Below are 22,237 nucleotides of genomic sequence, written 5' to 3' on the forward strand. Positions count from 1 at the left end.
GCTGGCGGGCCCAGGATCGGCGAACGAACATCCGACCTCGCGGACCGTTCCGCTCGGCGAGGTCTGCGACGTGCTCGCCGGACCGAGCGGCATGCTCCGCGAGATCCCTGCGGACGAGCGCGGGATACCTGTGCTGAGCCCTCGCAACCTGCGCCGGAACCGGCTCGTCCAGGAAAAGGTCGAGCACGTGGACCTGATCGCACACGAAAAGCTAGCTCGCTACCTGCTCGAAACCAACGATGTCCTGTGCTCTCGCACCGGAACCATCGGCCGAGCCGCGCTCGTGACCACCGAGCACGAGGGAGCGCTGTTCGGTCCCGGGTTCCTGCGACTGCGGCCGAGCGAACCAGAGCTAAGCAATCACTACTTGCTCCACTACCTCGCGACTGAGCAAGCGCAGGACTGGATGAACGCGCACTGTGCAAGAACCACGATTCCGAGTCTTAGCGCGAAGACCATGCGTGAGATGCCGATCTTGCTGCCGCCGCGGGAGCAACAGGAGGCGATTGTCGAGGTCATGTCCAGTCTCGACGAGCAGCTGGCTCTGCGGGATGAAGTCGCCGACGCCACCGAGCGGCTTAAACACCAGCTCGGTCAGCTCATCGGCGCCGGCGACTTCCCGCTGCGCCACTAGTTCAGCGGATCGCGAGGGTGATCAATTGGGTGGTCTGGGCGGGGGAGAAGTTGTCGTCGCTGACGAGGGTCAGGGTGCGGCGGCCGTCCGGCAGGCGCGGGCCCCAGGTCATGCCCTCGACGTTGTCGATCGTGCTCAGGTCCAGGTCGGACAGGTCGACCAGCAGCTCCTTGCGGAGCGGGCGGACGTTCGCGCCGGTCAGCGAGTCGACGTCGCGGACGTCCGTGGCGCCGCGCAGGTCGACGCGGTAGATGCGGATCGAGTTGCCGACGCCGGTGACGAAGGAGCGCTCCATCACCAGGTACTGGCCACCTCGGTCGGCCAGGACCGCGCTGACCCCGTTGTTGCTGAAACCGCCGGTCGGCGACTCGGCGAACACCGGGTCCAGCGGGTAGGCGTACTGGCCGAGGACGTGACCGCCGCGGCTCTGCACGCTGATCCGGGACAGGGCGCCGTGCTCGGTGGTCGGCGACTCGCCGTCCTGGACCAGCGGGCCTTCCATCGCGGTGACCACCCGGGTGCCGCCGTCGGCCAGCGTGAGGCCCTCCAGCACCTCGTTCTGCTTCGGCCCGGTCTCCGGCCGCATCCGCAGGTTGTCCGGGATCGGCAGATCGCCGGTGAAGGCGCCGTCGGCGCTCGCGCGGCGGATCGTCGGGTCGATCAGCTGCTGGGCGCGCTCGCCCTCGCTGGTCCACCAGATCTCGCCGGTCCACGGGTCCCAGCGCACGTCCTCCGGGTCGACGGTGCCCTTCGGGTAGGTCGTGCCGTCCGGGCGCAGCAGCGGCTTCGTGCCGGTCAGCCGGAACTCGCTCCCGTCGAAGCGGCCGGTGTAGATCCGCGCCGGCTGCTTGTCGGAGCGGTCGTCGCTGATCAGCACCCACTCCCCGGTCCTGGGGTCGTAGTCCAGCCCGGACAACCCGCCGACCGTGGTCCCCTCGAACTGCATCGCGTGCGGCAACGTCGTCTCGCCGACCAGCTCGACCCGGTCGGTCCCGGCTCCCGCCGGAGCCGCCGCCGCGACCAGCAGCGCGGAGGCCAGCACCCCGCTCAGCGCAGTTGTCCTCACCATGCCCGAAGCACACCCGATCAGGGTGTCCACCAGGTGTCGATCAGGTGACCCCTCGCTCCCACCAGGACCACAGTTTCAATTGAAACTGCGATTCCCCGTGCCTGGCGTGCGCAGTTTCAATTGAAACTGCGGATTCACCGGAGCCCCGGACGGGTGTACTGCGAGCGGGCGTAAGTGCACCGTGATGCAGGTCAAGTCGGGTGTTCTCCTACGCTGGTGCAGTGCTCGCTGTTCAGGTGATCCTCTGCGCGATCTTGGTCCTCGGCGGGGCGGCTCTGCTGCTGCTCGGCTTCCGGGGGCTGCGCGGGCAGCTGCCCCGCAACCGCTACGTCGGTGTCCGCACCCCCGCCGCCATGAGCAGCGACGAGGCCTTCGACGTCGCCAACCGCGCGGCCGCGCCCGCGATGCTGGCCGGTGGCGCGGCGGCCGTGCTGGCCGGTGCGTCGCTGCCGGTGCTGGCCTCGACGTTCTCCGTGGTGATGATCTCGGTGTTCGGTCTGGTCGGGGCGTTCGCGCTGATGACCGCGGGCGGCGTGGTCGGCAACCGCGCGGCCGAGGCGGTGCCCGCCCCGGCGCCCGCCGGTGGTTGCGGTGGCTGCGCCGGCGGCTGCTGCAGCTCGCTCCCGCGCGACTGATCGGGACACGACCCGCGATACCCCCTCCGACCGAGGCCGCACGTGGCAACGTGGCGGCATGCTGAGGTGTACTCGCTTCCACGCCGGCGGGTCTTCGGAGATCGCCGAGGACGACGTGCTCGACTCCCTGCGGGGCGTGCCGGAGGACAGCTTCGTGTGGCTGGCGCTGTCGCCGGCCCGGCTGGACCTGCTGCACGACGCGGCCCGCGTGCTGGAACTCCCGCAGCTGGCCGTGGACAACGCGGCGCACCCCCACCAGCGCGCCAGGATCGAGCAGTACCCGAACTGCGTCTACCTGGTCCTCAAGGTCCTCAGCTACACCGAGTCCACCTCGCAGATCAGCACCGGCGACGTGGTCCTGTTCCTGACCCCGAACGCGCTGATCACCGTCGTGCACGGCACCGAGGACCCGACCGCCGAGGCGCGGCGCCGGGCCGCTGACCTCCCGGAACTGCTCGACAGCGGCCCGCGCGCAGCGGCCTACCTGGTCACCGACACGGTCGTCAACGCCTACCTCTCCGCCGCCGACCAGCTCCGCGGCGATCTCACCGAGCTGGAGCAGCGCGTCTTCGCGCCCGGCCGGGACGACGTGACCCCGGACCTGTACTCGCTGAAGCGGGAGGTGCTGGAGGCCCGCGACGCCGTCGAGCCGCTGCTGCCGGTGGCGCACCGGCTGGTCCAGCCGAACAACGGCGAGGCCGGTCCGCTCCGGCACCACTTCCGCGACGTGGCCAACCACCTGCTGCGGGTCGGCCGCGATCTGAGCTCCTGCGACGAGCTGCTCACCTCGGTGCTGGACGCCCAGTTCTCCCGGGCCGGGCTCTGGCAGAACGAGGACATGCGCAAGATCTCGGCCTGGGCCGCCATCGCGCTGGTGCCCACCATCGTGGGCGGGATCTACGGGATGAACTTCGAGAACATGCCCGAACTGCACTGGTCGTTCGGCTACCCGCTGGCGATCCTGGTGATCATCGGGGCCTGCACCGGCCTGTACGCGGCCCTCCGCCACAACCGCTGGCTCTGAGTTGTCCACAGGAAGCTGTGCACAACCCTGTGGACAACTGTGGATAACTTGGGGACAGCAGGTGGACAAGGCACCCGCGCAACGCGCTGACCAGCGGGTTGTCAGTTGAGGCGGACGTCTCCGGGATGTGTGGCGAGGAAGGCCAGCGGCGGTCCCTGGCGGCGCAGCACCCGGCCCCACAGCTCAGCGCCGGGGTCGGCAATGACGTCGTCCGGAAGCGCCGGGACCACGATCCAGTCGCCGCGCTCGATCTCGCCCGCCAGCTGCCCCGGCTCCCAGCCCGCGTAGCCCGCGAAGAACCGGAGGCCCCGCGTCTTCGGCACCAGGGCGTCGGGATCGCCGTCGAGGTCGACCAGACCGACCGGGCCGCGCACGCCGACCATGCCCGTGATCGCCCCGGTGTCCTCGCCCGCGCGCAGGGTCGCCAAGCAGATCGCGGTGCGCTGCTCGACGGGTCCGCCGACGAACAGCGACTGCGGCTCGGTCGCGTGCTGCCCCCACTTCGGCAGCACCTCGTGCACCGTGACCTCGCTCGGCCGGTTCAGCACGACGCCCAGGGTGCCCTCGGCGCGGTGGTGAATGACGTACACGACGGTTCGCCGGAAGTTCCGGTCCGCCAGCTGCGGAGCGGCGACGAGCAGCGTCCCCGGTTCCACGTCCGCGTCTGATCCCACCAACGCATGATCTCACTGGTTGCCCGGGCGCGGACAGAGGTCAGCGGGATCAATAACGGTGATTGTTCAAAAATCGCGGATATCATCGTGAAGTAGCACACACTATTACTACTAACCCTCTGACCTGCGATTCCAGGATTCAGGGAACGTCGATGCCCTGCTCACGAGCCCAGATCTTGAGCTCCTCGACGGCCTCCTCGTGGGACATCGGTCCGCGGTCGAGGCGCAGCTCCTTGAGGTGCTTCCAAGCCTTGCCGACCACCGGTCCGGGGTCGACGCCGAGCAGCCGCATGATCTCGTTGCCGTCCAGATCGGGCCGGACCTTCGCCAGGTCCTCCTCCGCCGCGATCCGGGCGATGCGCTCCTCCAGGTCGTCGTAGGAGCGCTGCAGCGACGCCGCCTTGCGCTTGTTGCGGGTCGTGCAGTCCGCGCGCACCAGCTTGTGCAGCCGGGACAGCAGCGGGCCCGCGTCGTTGACGTAGCGGCGCACCGCCGAGTCGGTCCAGTGGCCGTCGCTGTAGCCGTGGAACCGCAGGTGCAGGAACACCAGATCGGCGACCTGGTTGATCACGTCCTTGGGGTAGCGCAGCGCGCGCAGCCGCTTGCGGGTCATCTTCGCGCCGACCACCTCGTGGTGGTGGAAGCTCACGCCGCCGCCGGACTCGAAGCGCCGGGTGCCCGGCTTGCCGATGTCGTGCAGCAGCGCGGCCAACCGCAGCACCAGGTCCGGCTCGCCGTCCGGGTCCTCCGCGCGCTCCAGGTCGATCGCCTGGTCCAGCACGGTCAGCGAGTGCCGGTAGACGTCCTTGTGCTGGTGGTGCTCGTCGATCTCCAGCTTCATCGCGGGCACCTCGGGCAGCACGTGGTCGGCCAGCCCGGTGTCCACCAGCAGCTCGACGCCGCGCCGCGGGTGCTCGCCGCACAGCAGCTTGGACAGCTCGACCTGGATCCGCTCCGGGGTGATCCGGGTGATCTCGGTGGCCATGTCGGTCATCGCCTGGACCACCCGGTCGCTGGCGGTGAACCCGAGCTGGGAGACGAACCGGGCGGCGCGCAGCATGCGCAGCGGGTCGTCGGCGAAGGAGTCCTCCGGGGCGGCCGGGGTGTCCAGCCGCCGCGCGGCCAGGTCGGCCATCCCGTCGTGCAGGTCGACGAACGACCGGCCGGGCAGCTCGATGGCCATCGCGTTGACGGTGAAGTCGCGGCGCACCAGGTCGCCCTCGATGGTGTCGCCGAAGGCGACGTCGGGGTTGCGGCCCACCCGGTCGTAGGTGTCGGCGCGGAAGGTGGTGATCTCCACCGTCGTGCCGTGCCGGAAGGCGCCGAGCGTGCCGAACTCGATCCCGGTGTCCCAGATCGTCTCGGCCCAGCCGCTCAGCAGTTCGCGGACCTGCTCCGGCCGCGCCTCGGTGGTGAAGTCCAGATCGGTGCCCAGCCGCCCGAGCAGCGCGTCCCGCACGCTGCCGCCGACCAGGAACAGCCGGTGTCCGGCGGCGGCGAAGCGCTCGGCCAGCTCCTCCGCGACGGGCGCGACCCGCACCAGCTCGACCACTGCATTGCGCTGCGCTTGGCGTTCCCGCGCCTGCAGCTCGGCGGACGAGGTGGAGTCGTGGTGCGAAGGAGAGGACACGATTTACCAGGATATCGGCCGCACCCCCCACTCAATCACCCCTCCGCACCCAACGCCCCAGCCACCGACACCACAGCCCCAGCAGCCCGTTTTGCCTGGTAAATACCCGTGAGTCCTTTGAGTCGCCATGGCAGCTCAAAAGACTCACGGCCCCCAGCCAGGCAAAAACGCTCCCCGGGCCGGACTACGAGCAGCAGGTGCTGGGGGGCGGATCGGCAGAGCGACCTACTCCACTGCCGAAGTCTGATCGCACTACCATCGGCTGCATGCCCCCGTCGCCCGGCCGCTCCGGCGGTGCTCAGCCGGGGCGTCGGAACCGGCGCCGACGGCGCAGGCTGCGGACCGTCGACGAGACGTCCGCCGGTGGGCTGGTGGTGAACGGCACCGAGGGGCTCGCTGCGATCATCGGGAGGCTGGACCGCAAGGGACGACTCCTGTGGTCGCTGCCGAAGGGGCACATCGAGGCCGGTGAGACCCCGGAGCAGACCGCGGTGCGCGAGGTCGCCGAGGAGACCGGGATCATCGGTCGCGTCGTGACCCCGATCGGCACCATCGACTACTGGTTCGTCGCGGGCAACCGGCGCATACACAAGACCGTGCACCACTTCCTGCTGGATGCGGTGGGCGGTGAGCTTTCCGACGAGGACGTGGAGGTCACCGAGGTGGCGTGGGTGCCGCTTGGTGAGCTGGACGAGGTGCTGGCCTACGCCGACGAGCGTCGGCTGGTGCGCCGCGCGCTGAGCTTGCGCGGCGACGGTGCGGACGGGACGAGCGATCGGTTCAGGGCCCGTCCGGTGCGAGGTAGCGGGACGGAGCCGGGTTGAGGTATCTGCTGGCCGCGGTGGTCGCGGTGCTGGTGATAGCGGGGCTTCCGGCGGTCTGGGCCCCGCAGGGCGCGGCTCAGGGCGACAACCCCGTCCAACTGGACGTGACCAAGATCACGCCCTCCGTGGTTTCGGACGGCGGCCCCGGCGAGGTCGTCATCACCGGCCGGTTGACCAACACCGGCGACAGCCAGATCAACGACATCGAGGCCCGCGTCCAGCGCGGCAACGCCGCCACCTCCGAGCCCGCCGTGCAGCGCGCCATGCGCAGCGCCACGCCGACGGTCACCGAACCGGCCTTCAGCCCGATCGCGGACGGCCTGGCGCCGGGGCAGCAGGCCGACGTCGAGATGCGCATCCCGCTGACCGGCCCGAACTCGCTGCAGCTCACCGAGCCCGGCACCTACCCGCTGCTGGTCAACGTCAACGGCGTGTCCGCATCGGGCGGCCGGGCGCGGATCGCCGAGTCGCGCTTCCTGCTGCCGGTGCTCAGCACCCCGGGCAAGCCGGCGCCGCCGCCCCCGCACCCCACCGACGTCAGCATGCTGGTGCCGGTCGTCGACTACCCGCGGCTCGAGCGGGAGGCGCTGCCCGGCATGCGCCCGGTGCTGGTCGACGACGCGCTGTCCACCTCGCTGGCCCCCGGCGGCCGGCTGTACGACCTGGTGCAGGCCGTGACCGACAGCGCGCCGTCGGGTTCGCCGCTGGGCAGCTCGCTGTGCTTCGCCATCGACCCGGACCTGCTGATCACCGTCCGCGCCATGCAGGTGCCCTACCAGGTGCGCCAGCCGGACGGCTCGCTCGCCGACGGCATCGGCACCGGCGCCGCGAACCTGTGGCTGACCAAGCTGAAGGAGGCCACCTCCGGTCGTTGCGTGATCGCGCTGCCCTACGCCGACGCCGACGTGGTGGCGCTGGGGCGCGCGGGCCTGCCGGACCTGGTCAACCTGGCGATGGACGGCGCCAATCTGCTCAAGGACAAGAACACGCTGGGCGTCGAACCGCGCAGCGTGCTCTGGCCCGTCGAGGGCGCGCTGGCCGATCCGCCGAGCGGCAACCTGCCCCGCACCGCGCTGCTGGAACCGCAGGCGCTGAACACCCCGGCCGGCTCGCTGGACCCGGTGCGCATCCGCGGCCGCGACATGACCGCTGTCCCGGTCGACCCGCTGCTGACCAGCGCGCTCGACCCGCTGCACGACACCGGGAAGAAGACCACCGCCCTCTCGCCGCCGAACGCGCCGTGGGAATCGACGCAGAACGCGCTCGGCGCGCTCGCCTTCCGGGCGACGCAGGGCTCCGTCGGCGACGCGACCTCGGTGATGGTGCCGCCGCGTCGCTGGGACGTCCGCGGCGACGACCTCCGCAGCCTGCTCGACGGCATGCAGGGCCTCGCCGACGCCGGGCTGATCCACCCCAAGGCGCTGCCCGAGCCGAACCCGGCGACGCTGCCCGAGGCCGACCTCAACTACCCGGTCGAGTCCGGTTCGTCCGAGGTGGCGCAGCCGGTGCTGCAGCAGCTGGCCGCGCAGAACTTCAAGGTCGGCGACCTGTTCCGGTCCTCCCAGCGCGATCCGTCCATCGACGTCGAGCCGGGGCGGATCACCACGCCGCTGGCCAACGGGCTGCTGCGCGGCGCGTCCAGCGCGTGGCGCGGCGACGCGAACGGCGCGGAGCACTGGGTGAACCTGGCCGGGCGCACCGTCGGGGAGATCTTCGGCAAGGTCCGCATCGAGGAGTCCCAGACCAGGCTGGTCGGCGCCTCCCCGGACAGCCCGACCCCGCTGACCGTGGTCAACGACCTGCCGGTCACTGTCGGCGTGGTGTTCCGCATCCCGCCGGTGCCGGGCGTCCAGGTGCAGCACGACTTCGGCGACGTGGCCACCATCCCGGCGAACGGGCGGCGGGTGTTCTGGCTGCAGACCACGGCGCAGCGCGCCGGCACGTTCACCCTCGACGTCACGGTGACCACCAAGGACGGCACCCAGTTCGGCAGCACGAAGCGGCTGCCGTACAGCTCGGGCAACTACGGACCGCTGATCCTGATCATCACCGGGGCCGCCGCCGCGCTGCTGGTGCTCATGTCCGGGCGGCGGATCTTCAAGCGGTTCCGGGCCAGGCAGCAGCGCCAGGCGGCGGAGCGGTCCGGCGCGGAGTCCCGATCGGAGGAAGCACCCCCGGACACGCCCGAGACCGCGCAGATCGCCACCACCGACGGTGATCGAAACCCGAGCTGAGATCCTGGTCGGTGCGCCATCCCGTCACACTTTCGGGGTGGCGTGCCGAGAAGTCGACAGGACGGGCGGGGCCACTCCGCGCGGGCGAAGGATTTGAGGCAGTGAACCGAAACAGGGATGCCGGGCGGCCGGGCGATCGCGCACCGCAGCCCGGGGCGCACCCCACCGTGCCGATCCGGCGACCGGACACCGCCCAGCCGCGCCCCGCACCGCCGATGGCGCCCCCGCAGAACACTCGCCGCGGCTGGCACGTCGCCGAGACCCAGCCGATCGCGGCGATCCCGCCGGAACCCGGCATGGACCAGGCCGCGGAGCAGGCCACCGAGCAGACCCAGGTGATCCGCCCGGTCTCGCCGGGCAAGGGCAAGCCGTCGCTGCTCAAGGCCAGCGGTTCGATGGCCGTCGCGACCCTGACCAGCCGGATCACCGGCTTCCTGTGGAAGCTGATGCTGGCCGGCGTGATCGGCTTCGGCATCGAGAACGACTCGTTCAACGTGGCCAACACGCTGCCGAACATGCTCTTCGAGCTGCTCATCGGCGGCGTGCTGACCAGCGTCGTGGTGCCGGTCCTGGTGCGCGCCCGCAAGGGCGACTCCGACGGTGGCGAGCGGTTCGTGCAGCAGCTGATGACGCTGGCGGCCGTGGTGCTGGCCGCCGGCACGCTGCTGGCGATGATCGCCGCGCCGCTGCTGACCGTGGCGCTGGTCTCCGACTCCGACGCTTCGAACCGGGACCTGGTCACCGCGTTCGCCTACCTGCTGCTGCCGCAGATCTTCTTCTACGGGATCAGCGCCCTGGTCGGCGCGATCCTGCAGGCCAAGCAGATCTTCAGCCCGCCGGCCTGGGCGCCGGTGGTGAACAACCTGGTGGTCATCGCCACCATCGGCGCGCTCGCGCTGATGCCGGGCGAGATCTCGCTGAACCCGGTCTCGATGACCGACCCGCAGGTGCTCGTGCTGGGCGTCGGCGTCACCCTCGGCGTGGTCTGCCAGGCGCTGGTGCAGCTGCCCGCGCTGCGCCGCACCGGGTTCCGGATGCGCTGGCGCTGGGGCTGGGACCGACGGCTCTCCGAGTTCGGCGGCCTCGCGCTGTGGATGCTCGGCTACGTCGCGATCAGCCAGATCGGTCTGGTCGCACTCAGCCGGGTGGCCACCGCGAACGCCCAGGGCGCCTGGTCGACGTACAGCTACGTGTGGATGTTGTTGCAGCTGCCCTACGGCGTGATCGGTTTCTCGATCATGACCGCGATCCTGCCGCGGATGAGCGCCGCCGCCGCGGACGGCGACCACCAGCGGGTCATCGACGACCTCTCGCTGGGCAACCGACTGTCCACTGTGACCCTTCTGCCGGTCAGCGCGGTGATGACCGCGCTCGGCGTGCCGCTGTCGCTGGCGCTGTTCGCGGTGAAGTCCGACATGTCCGGTCAGGCCAACACGCTCGGTCTCGCGCTGGCCGTCTCCGCGTTCGGCGTCCTGCCCTACGCGCTGACGATGATGCAGATGCGCACGTTCAACGCGCTGAGCGACGCGCGAACGCCGACGCTGATCATGGTCGTGATGACCGCCGCCAAGGTGCTGATGGCCTTCGCACTGCCGGTGTTCCTGGCCCCCGACCAGGTGGTGTTCGGGCTTACCTTCGTGAACTCGTTCACCTTCATCGTCGGTTGGCTGGTCGGCGAGATCTGGCTGCGGAACCGGCTCGGCCCGCTGGGCAGCCGCCGATTCCTCAAGACGCTGGCGAAGACGCTGACCGCCTCCGTCGCGGGTGGACTGCTCTGCTGGGGCAGCGTGGTCGGCGTGGACGCGCTGATCCCCGGGGAAGCCGGCGCCGGCACCGGATGGCTGCAGCTCCTGGTGGGCACAGTGGTCGGTTTCGCGGCGATCTTCGGCCTGATGTCGGTGCTGCGAGTGGCCGAACTCCAGCCCGCCATCGGGCGGCTCACCGGTTTGCTGCGTCGTCGCTGACTTTCGCGTCACGTACCCTCGGAGTCGAAGTCTCCTCCTGTGCGGGGAAGAGGGGTGGTACGCACCCCCTTGCGGACCGGGAGGAGCGGGAGAGGGAAGGTGACCAGCAAACCCACCGAGCAGATCGCTGCGGACCGCGACGATTCCGGCGACGAGGGTTCGGCCGAGCAGGAGCTGACCCCGGGTCGCGTGCTGGACCACGGCCGGTACCGACTCCTTTCCCAGGTCGGTACCGACAACCGCTGCAACGCGCAGCTGTGGCGCGCCAAGGACGGCGTGCTGGGTCGCGACGTCGCGCTGACCATCCTGGTCGGCGACCGCTCGGACGCCGAAGCGGCGTCCAACGCGCGGCGCACCCTGGAACGCGCGATGCACGCCAGCACGTTCAACCACATGGGCGTGGCCCGCGTCCTCGACGTCGTCACGCAGAACTCGAACGACCCGGACGGCGTCCTCGGCATCGTGATCGCCGAGTGGACGCACGGCACCGACCTGCTCGACCTGGTCGCCGAAGGCCCGCTGCCGCCCGGCACCGCGGCCCGCCTGCTGCAGCCGCTGGCCGCCGCCGTCGAAGCGGCGCACCACGCCGGTCTGGTGCTCGGTGCCGACCACCCGCAGCGGATCCGGGTGACGCCGGACGGCGAGATCCGGATGGCCTTCCCCGGCCCGATGGCCCAGGCCACCTCCAGCGACGACGTGCGCGGCCTCGGTGCCGCGCTGTACCTGCTGCTCACCGGCCGGTGGGCGCTCGACGGCGCGCCGGAAGGACTGCCGGTCGCCCCGACCGGACCGGACGGCACGATGGTCGCGCCGCGCACGCTGCGCCCGACCGTGCCGCTCGAGCTGTCCACTGTGGCGGTGCGCGCTCTGGGCAATCCGGATTCCACCGGCACCACCGGCGGTGTCCGCACCGGTGCCGCGGTGCTGCGCGTCCTGGAGCAGCACGCCACCTTCGAAACTCCCAGCACCGCCGGGCAGAACGGTTCGAGCAGCAGCGAGAACAACGAGGTCTGGCGGCGCGAGGACCCCAAGCCGGACGCGGAGAAGCGCAGGAAGCTGATGATCAGCGTCGGCGTGCTCGCGGTGGCCACCCTGCTGGTGGTCGCCTGGATCGCGACCTCGCTGATCGGCATCTTCACCGAGTCCAACCGCAACAGCGGCACCGGCGAGGTCATCGGCGAGTCCGGCAACCACCCGGGCAGCGAGCAGCCGCCGCCACCGCCGCCGGCGACCCCGGTGCAGATCACCAACGCGGTCCCGTACAACACCAACGGCACCCCGGACACCCCGAGCCGCATCCCGTACCTGTTCGACGGCGACCCGGGCACCTACTGGGCGACGTCGAACTACCGGCAGCAGCTCGGCCCGGGCGGCATCAGCGACGGCACCGGCGCGGTGCTCACGCTGGCGCACCCGTCGGTGCTGCAGGACCTGGTCATCGACTCGCCGAGCGCGGGCGCCAAGGTCGAGGTCCGGCAGGTCAACGGCACGCAGAACCTGAACGACACCAAGGTGATCGGTTCCGGGAACCTGAAGGCGGGGGAGACCACGATCAAGCTCCAGCCGGACTCCCCGTCGTCGGAGATCCTGGTGCTGATCACCCAGCTGCCATCCAACGGCGGTCAGTTCGTCGCCCAGATCAACGAGGTGAAGGCCAACGGCAGCGCGGGCTGATCCGTGAGCCGGAACACGGGTTGCGGCCCACGTTCGAACTCACGATCAGTAAAGTGCTGAACCGTGTCTGTCCCCGTGAGATCGGACGCCGAACTCATCGCGGCGCATACCAGCGGAGATCCGCACGCGTTCTCCGAGCTCTTCCGCCGGCATCGGGATCGGCTGTGGGCTGTTGCGCTGCGCACCATGCGCGACCACGAAGACGCCGCCGACGCCCTTCAGGACGCGATGATCTCGGCCTTCCGAAACGCCTCGTCGTTCCGAGCCGAATCCCAGGTGACCACCTGGTTGCACCGGATCGTGGTGAACGCCTGCCTGGACCGCATCAGGCGCAGGCAGGCCCGCCCGACCGTGCCGCTGCCCGAGACCGGTCCCGCCGAACCGGCGGTGCCCCGCGACGCCATCGCCGAGCAGGACACCAAGATGGCCGTCCAGGACGCCCTCGCCGAGCTCCCCGAGGACCAGCGGTCGGCGATCGTGCTGGTGGACGTCGAGGGCTACTCGGTGTCCGAGACCGCGTCGATCCTGGGCATTGCCGAAGGCACCGTGAAGAGCCGGTGCGCTAGGGGGCGGGGCAAGCTCGCCAAACTTCTGGGACACCTGCGGAACCCAAGTGCAGATGCGAACGTCCCAGATGACGCGATGGCCATGCGTCGACGGGAGGGACGATGAGTGGCGAAGACCGGCGCACGGGGGCGCCGCAGGGTCCACCGTGGTCCCTGGACTTGCTAGCCGATCTCCACGCCGGGGTGCTGGACGAGCAGACCGCCGATGAGCTCCGCAGCCAGGTCCAGGACGACCCGGAGGCCAGGGAGATCCTGGCGGCGTTGGACGCCACCAGCGAGGACCTCGCCGAGCTGCCGCCGCTGACGATCCCGGACGACGTGTCGGCCCGCATCGATGCCGCGCTCGAGAACGAGGTCCGGGCGTGGGCCGAACAGCAGCAGCACGCTGCTGCACCGGCTGCCGAGCAGGGCGCTCAGGTGATCGACTTCGCGGCGGCCAAGCAGCGCCGCAGGCGGCGCTTCACGCTCGGCGCCGGACTCGTCGGCGTCGCTGCGGCAGCCGCTGCCGTGGTGTTCGCGGCGATGCCGAGCAGCACCGAGGTCGGGACGCCGCAAGCACAACCACCGACGTCCTCCGCGCCCGGCGAGAAGCCGCCGCTGGCGCTGCAGGGCGACCAGGTCCACCTCAACGGCCAGCAGTTCGCCGAGGTGTTCTCCAGCCGCCAGTACCAAGGCGCGCTGAACGACCCGCAGCAACTGCTCGGCTGCTTGCAGGCGAACGGCGTGAGCAGCGGGAAACCGCTCGGCGCGCGGGAGATCACGCTCGACGGCAAGCCCGCCCAGCTGCTGGTCCTACCAGGCGGCGAAACGGGCAAGTTCCGGCTTTTAGCGGTCGCCCCGGACTGCGGTCCGGACAACCCGGCCAAGATCTCCGACAGCACCTTCGGCGGCTGACCGCGTAGATCGGCATGTGCGCGAGGACCACGATTCCCGCTGGAACCGTGGTCCTCTTCGCCGTGCTCGTGTGCCCTGGGGCACGGCGTCCCGTGATCGGGAACAGAGCCGAATAGGATCGCGTTGAGCCGGATACGGTCGCGCGCCGAGCGCGGCGGGAACGCTACGACGGAAGGGGCGCGGTGACTGGCGACGTCCGCAACGTGATCATCGTGGGCTCCGGCCCGGCCGGGTACACCGCAGCGGTGTACGCGGCGAGGGCGGAGCTCGAACCACTGGTCTTCGAGGGAACCCAGTTCGGTGGTGCGCTGATGACCACCACCGATGTGGAGAACTTCCCGGGCTTCAAGGAAGGGATCATGGGTCCCGACCTGATGGAGCAGATGCGTTCCCAGGCCGAGCGCTTCGGCGCCGAGCTGCGCGCCGAGGACGTCGAGCGCCTCGACCTCGAGGGCGAGATCAAGACGGTGCTGGCCAACGGCGTGGAGTACCGCGCGAAGGCCGTCATCCTGGCCATGGGCGCCGCTGCTCGCTACCTGAACGTCCCGGGTGAGGAGAAGCTCCTGGGCCACGGCGTCTCCGCCTGCGCGACCTGCGACGGGTTCTTCTTCCGCGACCAGGACATCGCCGTGATCGGCGGTGGCGACTCCGCGATGGAGGAGGCCACGTTCCTGACCCGCTTCGCGCGGTCGGTGACGATCATCCACCGCCGCGACGAGTTCCGCGCCTCGCGGATCATGCTGGAGCGCGCCCGCGCCAACGACAAGATCAAGTGGCTGACCAACAAGGCGGTCACCGAGGTCGTCGGCGACGGCAGCGTCAGCGGCCTCAAGCTGCGCGACACCGTCACCGGTGAGACCTCCGACCTGGACGTGACCGGCATGTTCGTCGCCATCGGCCACGACCCGCGCAGCCAGCTGGTGCGCGACCAGGTCACCGTCGACGACGAGGGCTACGTGCAGGTCCAGCAGCCCACCACGCACACCGGCGTGCCCGGCGTGTTCGCCGCGGGCGACCTGGTGGACCACACCTACCGGCAGGCCATCACCGCCGCCGGGTCGGGCTGCGCCGCGGCGATCGACGCCGAGCGCTGGCTCGCCGAACACGACACGCCGACCGCTGAGGTCGCCACCGAGCTCGTCGGCGGCGGCTACGGCTCGGCCCACTGACCCAGCAGACCGACCCCCGAGGGAGATGACATGGCCGACAACACCGTGACCGTGGACGCCGACAGCTTCAAGAGCACCGTCCTGGACAGCGACAAGCCCGTCCTGGTGGACTTCTGGGCCACCTGGTGCGGCCCGTGCAAGATGGTCGCCCCGGTCCTCGAGGAGATCGCCTCCGAGAACAGCGACAAGCTGACCGTCGCCAAGCTCGACATCGACAAGAACCCGAGCGTGGCGCGCGACTTCCAGGTGATGTCCGTTCCGACGCTGATCCTGTTCCAGAACGGCCAGCCGGTCAAGCAGATCGTCGGCGCCAAGCCGAAGGCCGCGCTGCTGTCCGACCTGTCCGACGTCCTGTGAATTCGGACTCCATCTGACGCAACCGAATAACGCGGTCCCGCCGTCCTGTCGATATGACGTTCAGGACGGCGGGATCGTGTTTTTGCGCACCAGGAGAGATCGCGCACCCACGGACCGTTGTCGCACGTCCGCCCGGTGGCACTGGGCCGCAGCGCCGAGTCCGGGCACACAAGGCACAATTACTCGACGGGTTCGTCTGGAACGGCCCGCCACGCGAAGGCCGAAATCGGGTTGCACCCGACCATCCTCCGCGCCGGTCCGACCGGCGCCTGAATCGAGCGAGGAGTGCATGCAGCTGCTCCACCGCGGTGACGTCGGTCCGGCCGTTGCCGAGATCAGGAACACCCTTGCAGCGCTGGGTCTGCTGGCGGCCAACGGCCGGACGGATCCGGCGCTGTTCGACGACGCGGTGGAACAGGCGGTCCGGGTCTTCCAGCAACAACGCGGCCTGATCACCGACGGCATCGTGGGCCCGGCGACCTACCGCGCGCTCACCGAGGCCCGCTGGCGGCTCGGCGACCGGTCGCTGGCCTTCCTGGTGTCCAAGCCGATCAGCGGCGACGACGTGTTCGCGCTGCAGGAGCGGCTGCTGGAGCTGGGCTTCGACGCGGGCCGCCCGGACGGCATCTTCGGCCGCGAGACCGAGCAGGCGCTGCGCAGCTTCCAGCGCGAGTACGGCCTGAACCCGGACGGCATCTGCGGCCCGGGCACGCTGCGCGCGCTGCGCCAGCTGGCGCCGAAGGTCCGCGGCGGGCGGCCGGTGTACCTGCGCGAGCAGGAGAAGGTCCGGCGCGCCGGGCCGCGGCTGCGCGGCAAGCGCATCGTGATCGACCCGGGCCACGGCGGTGCCGACCGCGGCGCCTGCATCGGCGACGTGTGCGAGGCCGACCTGACCTGGGACCTGGCCCGCCGGCTGGAGGGCCGGATGGTGGCCACCGGGATGGAAGCGCTGATCACCCGCGGGCCCAACGCCTGCCCGCCGGACGCCGATCGCGCCCTGTTCGCCAACGAGGCCGGGGCGGACATGTTCCTGTCCCTGCACATCGACGCCAACCCCTCGCCGCTGGCCGAGGGCGTGGCGAGCTTCCACTTCGGCACCGGCAACGGCACGACGTCGACCGTGGGGGAGGCCCTGGCGGGCTTCCTGCAGCGCGAGATCGTCGCCCGCACGGGCCTGCAGGACTGCCACACCCAGGCCAAGACCTGGGAGGTGCTGCGGCTGACCCGGATGCCTGCGGTGCGGATGGAGCTGGGCTACCTGACCAACGCCCGCGACCGCTCCCGCCTGCTCGACCCGGCGTTCCGCGACGTGATCGCGGAGGGCCTGCTGGTCGCGGTGAAGCGCCTCTACCTGCTCGGCAAGGACGACCAGCCGACGGGCACCTTCACCTTCGACGACCTCCTCCGCCACGAGCTCGCCCGAGCCGAAGGCGCCTGACCCCCTGGTTCGACGCAAATTCAATGGAAATTGGACATCTGATTTCCATTGAATTTGCACCCGATGAGAGCCGATTTCCGCATGACGGAAGTTTCGGGTGGGGATTTGTCGACTTGGTGATCTGCCGACGGGTCAGGCTCCGCCGATCACCGGTTCCGCCGTCTTGATGGTGACCGAGCTGAGGAGGCGCTCGAGGGCTGCTTCGACGTCTTCCTTCCAGGAGATCGCCGTGCGCAGCTCCAGCCGCATCCGGGGCCACTTGGGGTGCTGGCGGACCGTCTTGAACCCGACCTGCTGCAGGAACCCGGCGGGGATCACGCAGCTCTCAGCGGCTCCCTGGAGGTCGCCGAAGGCCTCGACGGCCTTGACCCCGCGTCGGGTCAGATCTTTCGCGACGTTCTGCACCAGGACCCGGCCGAGGCCGCTGTGCTCGAACTCCGGCAGCACGCGCAGCGCGGTCATCAGCACGGCGTCCGCGCTGACCGGCGCGGTGGGGAACGCCGCAGCGCGCGGCACCGCGGCCGGCGGGGCGTACATCGCATAACCGGCCGGAACGCCGTCGACGTAGATGATCCGTCCGCAGGAGCCCCACTCCAGCAGCACGCTGGAGACCCAGGCCTCCTTCTCCAGTTCGGTCTCGCCGAACTCCTCCGCCTGCTCCCGGATGTGCGGCGCGAGTTCCCAGAAGACGCACCGACGACACCGCTTGGGCAGGTGGTCGAGGTTGTCCAGCGTGACGCCGACGACGCGTCGCGACACCTGACCTCCTGGAAAGACCCGCACGAACCCGCACCGCAGGCGGGAATGTGGCCAGGATAAGCGCCCGCGCCCCGACACCGGAAGCTCCGCCGAGCACGGACAGCGACTCGATGGGGTGAGATGAGTTACCGACGAGTCAGTTTGTGAGAGGTCTGGGTTACATCCGGGGTGGGTCGGAGCGATAGGACCTATAGAATCGCCGGAATCGTTTCTGGCCCGACCAGGACGAACAGTGCGCACAACCGAAATCGGAGCGCGATATGACGGATCACGGAAGTCAGCCGACCCCGCCGGACAAGCCCGCACGCAACCTCGACGCGTACCGGGCGCACTACGCCGAGCGGACCGCAGGGATGACCGCTTCCGAGATCCGAGCTCTCTTCGCCGTCGCCAGCCGCCCCGAGGTGGTCTCGCTGGCCGGCGGCATGCCGAACCTGGCGGCGCTCCCGCTGGACTCGCTGGCCGCCGAGGTGGCGCGGCTGGTGGCCGAGGACGGGCAGGTGGCGCTGCAGTACGGCTCCGCCCACGGCGTGCCGGAGCTGCGCGAGCAGATCTGCGACGTGATGGCGCTGGAGGGCATCTCCGCGCACCCGGACGACGTGATGGTCACCGCGGGCTCCCAGATGGCCCTGGACATGGTCACCCGGATCTTCTGCGACCCGGGTGACGTCATCCTCGCCGAGGGCCCGTCCTACGTCGGCGCGCTGGGCTCCTTCGCGGCCTACCAGGCCGAGGTGGTCCACGTGGCGATGGACGACGACGGCCTCGACCCGGCCGCGCTGCGCCAGGCGATCGCGGACGTGACCGCGCAGGGCAAGCGGATCAAGTTCCTCTACACGATCCCGAACTTCCACAACCCGGGCGGCATCACGCTGGCCGTGCCGCGGCGCTCGGAGGTCCTGGAGATCTGCGCCGAGCACGGCATCCTCGTGGTGGAGGACAACCCGTACGGCCTGCTCGGCTTCGACGGGAAGGCGCTGCCCGCGCTGCGCAGCATGGACGCCGACAACGTGGTCTACCTCGGCTCGTTCTCCAAGACCTTCGCCTCCGGTCTGCGCGTCGGCTGGGTCCTCGCGCCGCACGCGATCCGCGAGAAGCTGGTGCTGACCGCCGAGTCCGCGACGCTGTGCCCGCCCACGCTGAACCAGATGATCGTGTCGCGCTACCTGAGCACGCACGACTGGCAGGGCCAGATCAAGATCTTCCAGGAGCAGTACCGGGAGCGCCGCGATGCGATGCTCAGCGCCCTGGAGCAGTACATGCCGCCGGGGTGCACGTGGACGCGTCCGGACGGCGGCTTCTTCGTCTGGCTGACCGTGCCGGAGGGCGTGGACACCAAGGCGATGCTGCCGCGGGCGGTGACCCAGCGGGTCGCTTACGTCTCCGGCACCGGCTTCTACCGCGGTGGGTTCGGCAGCCGCCAGATGCGGCTGTCGTTCTGCTACCCGACGCCGGAGCGCATCCGGGAGGGCGTGCGCCGCTTGGCCAACACGCTGACCGAGGAGATGGAGCTGGTCCGCACCTTCGGTTCGGTGCCGCAGCGCAGCGTGCCGGGTCCGCAAGCGCCGTCGCCCGATACCGCCTAGTACTTCCCGTTTTCCGTACAGTCCACTGTGCACGGGATTTCCGCCGTGCACAGTGGACTACTACTTTCCAGGGGTGTGTTGAGTGTCTGATCGCTGGGTCGCCGTGCTCGCAGGTGGGCTTTCGCACGAGCGCGAGGTTTCGTTGCGCTCCGGGCGCCGGCTGTCGGCGGCGCTGCGCTCGGTCGGCCTGACCGTGGCGGAGTGGGACGCCGACGCCCGACTGCTGTCCCGCATCGAGCAGGAGCGGCCGGACGCCGTCGTGGTCGCGCTGCACGGCGGTGAAGGCGAGAACGGTGCGGTGCAGGCCGTGCTGGAGATGCTCGACGTCCCGTACGTGGGCACCGGCCCGCACGCGTGCCGCCGGGCGTGGGACAAGCCGACCGCCAAGGCGGAGCTCGCCCGCGCTGGTCTGGCCACTCCGGACTGGGTGTCGCTGCCGCACTCCACCTTCCGCGAGCTGGGCGCTCAGGCCGTCCTGGACGCTCTCGTGGCCAAGCTGGGCCTGCCGCTGATGCTCAAGCCGGACCAGGGCGGTTCGGCGCTGGGCGCGCAGGTGGTGCGCGACGCCGCCGAGCTGCCGTCGGCGATGGTGGGCGCGCTGTCCTACGGCGACACCGTGCTCGTCGAGCGGTTCGTCGAGGGGACCGAGGTGGCGATCACCGTCATCGACGGGCCGGACGGACCGGAGGCGCTGCCCGCGGTTCAGATCGAGCCGGCCGACGGCGTCTACGACTACACCGCTCGCTACACCGCCGGTCTCACGAGCTACCACGCGCCCGCCGAGATCTCGCCGGAAGCGGCGGCGGCCGCGGGCGAGCTCGCGATCGCCGCGCACCGGCTGCTCGGCCTCCGCGACGTCTCCCGGACCGACGCGATCATCGACCGCGACGGCACGCCGCACTTCCTGGAAGTCAACGTGTCGCCCGGCCTGACCGAGACCTCGCTGCTGCCGATGGCGGTCGAGGCCGCCGGCCGGTCGTTGGGGGAGGTCTTCGCCGGACTCGTCGAGCGGGCGATCGCGCGAGCTCGATGAGTCGCTGTTTCACGTGAAACAAAGGGCCGGTCTCCCGCAGGAGACCGGCCCTTCTTGTCGCGCTCTTCAGTCACGGAATGTGATCGTCACCGTGACAAAAGACCCCGGTGTCATTCCTCTTTGAGTCCGCGGGCCTGTTCACCCAAGATCAACTCCGCGACCCGCTCGAGGTCGTCCACGGAGCCGAACTCCACGACGATCCGCCCCTTCCGGCGTCCGCGCTCGACCTTGACCCGCGTGTCGAAGTGGTCGGCCAACCGGTTGGCGAGCCGGTCGAAGCCGGGGGACTGGATCGGCTTCTTCGCCTCGGTCTTCTTCTTCGGAGCCTCCCGCTTGAGGAGCGTCACCTGCTCCTCGGTCGCCCGGACCGAGAGCCCTTCCGCGACGATCCGCTTCGCCAGCTCCTCCTGCTGCCCGACGTCGTCCAGGCTCAGCAAGGCGCGGGCGTGCCCGGCCGAGAGCACGCCGACGGCCACCCGCCGCTGCACCTCGAGCGGCAGCTTCAGCAGCCGGATGGTGTTGGTGATGACCGGACGGCTGCGGCCGATCCGGTCCGCCAGCTCGTCGTGCGTCACGCCGAACTCGTCCAGCAGCTGCTGGTAGGCCGCCGCCTCTTCGAGCGGGTTGAGCTGCACCCGGTGGATGTTCTCCAGCAGGGCGTCCCGCAGCATCGCGTCGTCCTGCGTCTTGCGGACGATCGCCGGGATGAACTCCAGCCCGGCCAGCTGCGAAGCGCGCCACCGGCGCTCGCCCATGATGAGCTCGAACTGGTCGGTCTCCAGCTCCCGCACGACGATCGGCTGCATCAGGCCGAACTCGCGGATGGAGTGCTGCAGCTCGTGCAGCGCCTCCTCGTCGAACACCTGCCGCGGCTGCTTCGGGTTCGGCGTGATCGAGGAGATGGCGATCTCGCGGTAGACCGCGCCGGCGACCTCACCACCGCTGGTTTCACGTGAAACCTCGGGAGCGGGCGGCTCCGGCGGCGTGAATGCCGAACCACCGCGCACCCTGGTGCCGCGCAGCGCGGCGCCGTCCGTCCCCGCCGGTCCCGCTGGGGGACCGCTGGGGATCAGCGCGGCGATGCCGCGTCCCAGACCACCTCGACGCTCGCTCATTCCGTCGTCCTCTCGACGCCCCGTTCCGCGATTTCCCGGGCCGCGTCCAGGTAGCTCATCGAGCCGCGCGAGCCCGGGTCGTAGGTCAGCACCGTCTGGCCGAAGCCCGGCGCCTCGGAGATCTTCACGCTGCGCGGGATCACCGTGCGCAGGGCCAGCTCCCCGAAGTGGTCGCGCACCTCGGCCGCGACCTGGTCGGCCAGCTTGGTGCGGCCGTCGTACATGGTCAGCAGGATCGTCGAGACCCACAGCGCGGGGTTCAGGTGCGCCTGCACCAGCTCGATGTTGTTGAGCAGCTGCCCGAGGCCCTCCAGCGCGTAGTACTCGCACTGGATCGGGATCAGCACCTCGTGCGCGGCCACCATCGCGTTCACCGTGAGCAGGCCCAGCGACGGCGGGCAGTCGATGAAGATGTAGTCGAACCCGAGCTCGTTGACCGCCTCGGAGTTCAGCGCCTCCTTCAGCCGGCCTTCCCGCGCCACCATCGTCACCAGCTCGATCTCCGAACCGGCCAGGTCGATGGTCGCCGGCACGCACCAGAGGTTCGGCGACTGGTTGCTCTGCGCAGCCGCGTCGGACAGGCTGATCTCGCCCAGCAGCACCTCGTAGACCGACGGGCTGCCGGAGCGGTGGTCGACGCCGAGCGCGGTGCTGGCGTTGCCCTGCGGGTCGAGGTCGACCACGAGCACCTTGAGACCGTGCAGCGCGAGACCGGCCGCGAGGTTCACCGTGCTGGTCGTCTTGCCGACGCCGCCCTTCTGGTTGGCGACGGTGATGACACGCCGGTGGCTGGGCCGGGGGAGGTCCAGCGTCTCCGGGTGCAGCACCCGGGTCGCCCGCTGGGCTTCCTCCATGATCGGGGTCCAGCCGATGTCGTCCTTCCCGAAGCTCATCGCGGGATCGCCACCCGTTGTCGCGGCGGGGAACCGCATGCCGCCCACTGCACGGCCCTTCGTTT

At 70.3% G+C, this 22,237-nt stretch carries 20 protein-coding genes; 14 read left to right on the forward strand and 6 right to left on the reverse strand.

The features are described 5' to 3' along the window. Positions 1 to 634: restriction endonuclease subunit S (locus ABTZ89_RS03085; RefSeq protein WP_351039459.1), on the forward strand; the 634-nt coding region annotated here is incomplete at its 5' end. Between the two features lies 1 nt (position 635). Here ABTZ89_RS03085 and ABTZ89_RS03090 read toward each other — a convergent pair. Then, positions 636 to 1,703 carry an esterase-like activity of phytase family protein gene (locus ABTZ89_RS03090; protein ID WP_351039462.1) on the reverse strand — a complete coding sequence of 356 codons (1,068 nt, stop codon included), beginning with the start codon at positions 1,701 to 1,703 and terminating at the stop codon, positions 636 to 638. A gap of 221 nt (positions 1,704 to 1,924) precedes the next feature. On the opposite strand from ABTZ89_RS03090, the gene ABTZ89_RS03095 reads away from it, so the two are divergent. Beyond that, positions 1,925 to 2,338 carry an SdpI family protein gene (locus ABTZ89_RS03095; RefSeq protein ID WP_270951476.1) on the forward strand — a complete coding sequence of 138 codons (414 nt, stop codon included), beginning with the start codon at positions 1,925 to 1,927 and terminating at the stop codon, positions 2,336 to 2,338. Positions 2,339 to 2,396: 58 nt separating this feature from the next. After that, positions 2,397 to 3,362, forward strand: coding sequence for a magnesium and cobalt transport protein CorA (locus ABTZ89_RS03100; protein ID WP_351039466.1), 966 nt, complete (start codon positions 2,397 to 2,399; stop codon positions 3,360 to 3,362). A 101-nt stretch (positions 3,363 to 3,463) separates the two neighbouring features. Here the strand turns inward: ABTZ89_RS03100 and ABTZ89_RS03105 are convergent, their stop codons facing one another. Both ABTZ89_RS03105 and ABTZ89_RS03110 read right to left on the reverse strand, forming a co-directional pair. Then, a complete protein-coding gene (locus tag ABTZ89_RS03105) occupies positions 3,464 to 4,036 on the reverse strand; it encodes a YqgE/AlgH family protein (protein WP_270951478.1) in 573 nt (190 codons plus the stop codon). Between the two features lie 139 nt (positions 4,037 to 4,175). Further along, entirely contained in the window at positions 4,176 to 5,666 is a 1,491-nt protein-coding gene (locus ABTZ89_RS03110) for a CCA tRNA nucleotidyltransferase (RefSeq protein WP_270951479.1), read from the reverse strand. A 266-nt stretch (positions 5,667 to 5,932) separates the two neighbouring features. Between ABTZ89_RS03110 and ABTZ89_RS03115 the strand changes: the two genes are divergently transcribed. The 9 genes from ABTZ89_RS03115 (at position 5,933) to ABTZ89_RS03155 (ending at position 16,786) form a co-directional block, all read left to right on the forward strand. Next, positions 5,933 to 6,490 (forward strand): NUDIX hydrolase, encoded by a 558-nt coding sequence (locus ABTZ89_RS03115; protein ID WP_270951480.1) that lies wholly within the window; start codon positions 5,933 to 5,935, stop codon positions 6,488 to 6,490. Continuing rightward, positions 6,487 to 8,724, forward strand: a complete 2,238-nt coding sequence (locus tag ABTZ89_RS03120; RefSeq protein WP_270951481.1) for a DUF6049 family protein — start codon at positions 6,487 to 6,489, stop codon at positions 8,722 to 8,724. Before ABTZ89_RS03115 ends, ABTZ89_RS03120 begins: the two co-directional genes overlap by 4 nt. Positions 8,725 to 8,825: 101 nt before the next feature. Then, positions 8,826 to 10,688, forward strand: a complete 1,863-nt coding sequence (gene murJ, locus ABTZ89_RS03125; RefSeq protein ID WP_351039471.1) for a murein biosynthesis integral membrane protein MurJ — start codon at positions 8,826 to 8,828, stop codon at positions 10,686 to 10,688. A gap of 99 nt (positions 10,689 to 10,787) precedes the next feature. Further along, the gene (locus ABTZ89_RS03130) at positions 10,788 to 12,362 is read left to right on the forward strand and encodes a protein kinase family protein (RefSeq protein ID WP_270951483.1); all 1,575 of its coding nucleotides are present in this window, start codon (positions 10,788 to 10,790) and stop codon (positions 12,360 to 12,362) included. Positions 12,363 to 12,425: 63 nt separating this feature from the next. Continuing rightward, a complete protein-coding gene (sigM, locus tag ABTZ89_RS03135; RefSeq protein WP_270951484.1) occupies positions 12,426 to 13,034 on the forward strand; it encodes an RNA polymerase sigma factor SigM in 609 nt (202 codons plus the stop codon). Further along, positions 13,031 to 13,822 carry an RsmA family anti-sigma factor gene (locus ABTZ89_RS03140; protein ID WP_351039476.1) on the forward strand — a complete coding sequence of 264 codons (792 nt, stop codon included), beginning with the start codon at positions 13,031 to 13,033 and terminating at the stop codon, positions 13,820 to 13,822. Before sigM ends, ABTZ89_RS03140 begins: the two co-directional genes overlap by 4 nt. Positions 13,823 to 14,004: 182 nt before the next feature. Continuing rightward, positions 14,005 to 14,991: a thioredoxin-disulfide reductase gene (trxB, locus tag ABTZ89_RS03145; RefSeq protein WP_351039479.1), complete on the forward strand. Its 987-nt coding sequence runs from the start codon at positions 14,005 to 14,007 to the stop codon at positions 14,989 to 14,991. Between the two features lie 30 nt (positions 14,992 to 15,021). Beyond that, positions 15,022 to 15,348 carry a thioredoxin gene (gene trxA, locus ABTZ89_RS03150; protein WP_270951487.1) on the forward strand — a complete coding sequence of 109 codons (327 nt, stop codon included), beginning with the start codon at positions 15,022 to 15,024 and terminating at the stop codon, positions 15,346 to 15,348. Positions 15,349 to 15,637: 289 nt separating this feature from the next. Next, complete coding sequence (locus ABTZ89_RS03155; RefSeq protein ID WP_270951488.1) at positions 15,638 to 16,786, forward strand: N-acetylmuramoyl-L-alanine amidase; 1,149 nt, start codon at positions 15,638 to 15,640, stop codon at positions 16,784 to 16,786. A 132-nt stretch (positions 16,787 to 16,918) separates the two neighbouring features. Here the strand turns inward: ABTZ89_RS03155 and ABTZ89_RS03160 are convergent, their stop codons facing one another. Next, positions 16,919 to 17,545 carry a GNAT family N-acetyltransferase gene (locus ABTZ89_RS03160; protein ID WP_270951489.1) on the reverse strand — a complete coding sequence of 209 codons (627 nt, stop codon included), beginning with the start codon at positions 17,543 to 17,545 and terminating at the stop codon, positions 16,919 to 16,921. Between the two features lie 260 nt (positions 17,546 to 17,805). Between ABTZ89_RS03160 and ABTZ89_RS03165 the strand changes: the two genes are divergently transcribed. After that, positions 17,806 to 19,131: an aminotransferase-like domain-containing protein gene (locus tag ABTZ89_RS03165; RefSeq protein WP_270951490.1), complete on the forward strand. Its 1,326-nt coding sequence runs from the start codon at positions 17,806 to 17,808 to the stop codon at positions 19,129 to 19,131. 82 nt (positions 19,132 to 19,213) lie between these two features. After that, entirely contained in the window at positions 19,214 to 20,164 is a 951-nt protein-coding gene (locus ABTZ89_RS03170) for a D-alanine--D-alanine ligase family protein (protein ID WP_270951491.1), read from the forward strand. A 110-nt stretch (positions 20,165 to 20,274) separates the two neighbouring features. Here ABTZ89_RS03170 and ABTZ89_RS03175 read toward each other — a convergent pair whose 3' ends face one another. Together ABTZ89_RS03175 and ABTZ89_RS03180 are read right to left on the reverse strand one after the other, a co-directional pair. After that, complete coding sequence (locus tag ABTZ89_RS03175) at positions 20,275 to 21,279, reverse strand: ParB/RepB/Spo0J family partition protein (RefSeq protein WP_270951492.1); 1,005 nt, start codon at positions 21,277 to 21,279, stop codon at positions 20,275 to 20,277. After that, positions 21,276 to 22,172, reverse strand: a complete 897-nt coding sequence (locus ABTZ89_RS03180) for a ParA family protein (protein WP_270951493.1) — start codon at positions 22,170 to 22,172, stop codon at positions 21,276 to 21,278. The genes ABTZ89_RS03175 and ABTZ89_RS03180 overlap by 4 nt, the downstream gene beginning before the upstream one ends. Positions 22,173 to 22,237 lie beyond the last annotated feature (65 nt).

This window comes from Saccharopolyspora sp. NPDC002686 (assembly GCF_040295745.1).
Lineage (GTDB): Bacteria > Actinomycetota > Actinomycetes > Mycobacteriales > Pseudonocardiaceae > Saccharopolyspora > Saccharopolyspora oryzae.